The organism is Methylobacterium sp. WL18 (assembly GCF_008040015.1).
Lineage (GTDB): Bacteria > Pseudomonadota > Alphaproteobacteria > Rhizobiales > Beijerinckiaceae > Methylobacterium > Methylobacterium mesophilicum.
The window spans coordinates 1-2,239 of sequence record NZ_VRVD01000706.1; the positions used below are offsets into that span (position 1 = coordinate 1).

General features: G+C 72.4%; 3 protein-coding genes and 1 pseudogene. 3 read left to right on the forward strand and 1 reads right to left on the reverse strand.

The window, feature by feature from the left end:
• The 3 genes and pseudogenes from FV228_RS27265 to FV228_RS27275 form a co-directional block, all read left to right on the forward strand.
• Positions 1-735 (forward strand): annotated as a pseudogene (locus tag FV228_RS27265) (peptidase M48); the annotation flags it as partial.
• Between the two features lie 10 nt (positions 736-745).
• A complete protein-coding gene (locus tag FV228_RS27270) occupies positions 746-1,249 on the forward strand; it encodes a hypothetical protein (RefSeq protein WP_056186785.1) in 504 nt (167 codons plus the stop codon).
• Positions 1,250-1,303: 54 nt separating this feature from the next.
• Positions 1,304-1,654: a hypothetical protein gene (locus FV228_RS27275; protein ID WP_147857373.1), complete on the forward strand. Its 351-nt coding sequence runs from the start codon at positions 1,304-1,306 to the stop codon at positions 1,652-1,654.
• Between the two features lie 3 nt (positions 1,655-1,657).
• Here the strand turns inward: FV228_RS27275 and FV228_RS27280 are convergent.
• On the reverse strand, positions 1,658-2,239 hold a 582-nt coding region (locus tag FV228_RS27280), incomplete at its 5' end, for a hypothetical protein (RefSeq protein WP_147857374.1).

Consider the following 2,239-nt stretch of genomic DNA (forward strand, 5'->3'; position numbering starts at 1 on the left):
CTCCTGGCCGCCGCCGCCGCCGTGCCGCCCCCGCACGCGCTCGGCCAGCTCGCGGCCTACTTCGCCGATCCCGCCGGCCTATGCCGCGCGGCGACGCACGACTTCCTCGACGCCGTGCGGGCCCACGACGCGGCGTTCCGCGCCCATCTCGAAGCGACGGTGGCGGAGATCGGCACCGAGGCGCGGATGCTGCGCGAAAGCACCCGCCCGGGGGCCATCGCCCTCCTGGTGGCCGGCGGCTTCTTCATCGGGGTCGCCCTCCTGTGGCTCGCCGCCGGCCTGCCCGGCCTGTCCGCCAGCCAGGCGGGGGCCGTTATGGGGGTGGCGCTGGCCTGCGGGGCGGTCCTCGGCGGCATCGGCGGTTTCCGGCTGTGGCGGGGCGAGCGCACGACGATGATCCTAAGCCCCGATTCCATGGCGGTGCCCGGCCTCGACCGGCCGATCCCCTGGGACAGCATCGCCGACCTCGACATGACGACCCGGCAGAACGGCGTCGTCACCCGCCTGCTGCTGCCGCCGGAGGCGCCGTTCCCGCAGGCGGCGCCGGGCGGCCGCAAGGTGAAGCTCGATCCGGGCCGGCGCATCGTCACCATCACGGCGGGCCTGCCGTACCGGATGTCGGTACAGGACTTCGCCGGCCTCATCGGCCGCTACCGGCAGGCGGCGCAGGCGCGCCGTGTCCTGGCCGAGACCGCGGCGGCCTCCGAATCCTCCCAGACTCCCGTGATCCCGTGAGGTTCCGAGCATGAACACCGCCGCCGACCGCCCCGAGCCCCTGCGCCTGCCGCCGCCCCGCCAGGGCTGGGGCAACATCTTCTGGACCCTATTCGGCCTCGTTGCGCTAGCGGCCCTCCTCGTCGCCTGCGCCGTCTACACGGCCCCGCCGGTGATCTCGGATTGGCAAATACGGGACACGGCGCGTCCCGTCGCCGCCGCGCGGGTGAGCGACGGCAAGTGCAGCGCCAAGATCGTGCTCCATCTCTGCGACATGACCCTCACCCTGCCCACGCCGACGGGCACGGTGGTGCGCCGAATCAATACCGTGTTCACGGGCATGCACGTGGGCGATTACAGCGTCCGGGTGCTGGCTGATCCGGCCCGGCCCGACCTCGTCACCACCGATCTCGCCCTCGACCGCCTGTGGAACCGCACCGTCACGCTTCTAGTCATCGCCGGGGCGCTGGCGGTCATCATCGTCGCGGCCCTCGCCGCGATGGTGCGCAACCGGCGCGCCGGCGCGATGGGCTAACGCGGTCGCGGCCCGGGCGGATCGCTCCGAAACACGAGGGATAAGGACCAGCACATGATCGTCTTCTGGACCGGGCGCGGCTACTGGGTCGTCCTCTTCGTGGCGCTGGCGATGTTCCTGCCCCTGATCCTCCTGCGGCAGGTCGACGGGCCGGAAGTTGACTGGGTGGTCTGCCTCACCATGAGTCTCGCGGCGCTCGCAGTCCTCGGTCTCGGATGGCGCTGGAACCACGGCACGACCTTCGGGCCGGCCGGGCGCGACCACGCCTTCTGGGGTCTGCCGATGCAGGTCTGGGCCGTGCCGATGCTCGTGTTCGCGGCCCTGCTCGGGACCGGCACCATCACCACGGCGGATGCTCCGCGCGCCCGCCCTTCCTTCCAGGAATCCGGCGGCGTTGTCCGGTGAATCTCAGCCCCGCGTCACGAAAAACCAGTTCGGCGCGAGGCGGCGGTCGCTCTCGGCCCCGGAGCCGGGCGGAAACGCATCGTCCGGCCGGTACACGAACGACGTGCCCCAGGGCGTGCCACCCGGGATCGGTTCGTCCAGGCCGATCTCGCCGCCGGGACCGCGGGTGAACCCCGCGAGCCCGAGGCGTTCGAGGGCGCCGCAGAGGGCGCGGTAGCGGGCGTAGGGAACCCCGAGTTCCCGCAGGAAGTCGATCTCCCGCAGGCTGTCCGTGTCGCGCGAGCCTTGCGGGCGGTAAAAGGTGACGCGCTGGCCGTTGACGAGGCGGGTGCTCTCCCACCACGCCGTTCGCTCCGCCTCCGCCGGAGGATCGTCCCGCCCGCGTTCGAAGGACACCAGGGTGGGCATGGCCGCAATCTCCGCCACCACGGCGTCGAGCCGCGATCGGTTCAGAACGAAGTAGCCCGTCGTCGTTCCGAACGCCGCCCAGATCACGGCAGCAGAGAAGACCGCCAGGGCCAGGAAGGCCGCGACCCGGCGCTTCGCCGCGCGGGCGAACGCCGGCACCGCGACGACGGCCGCGGC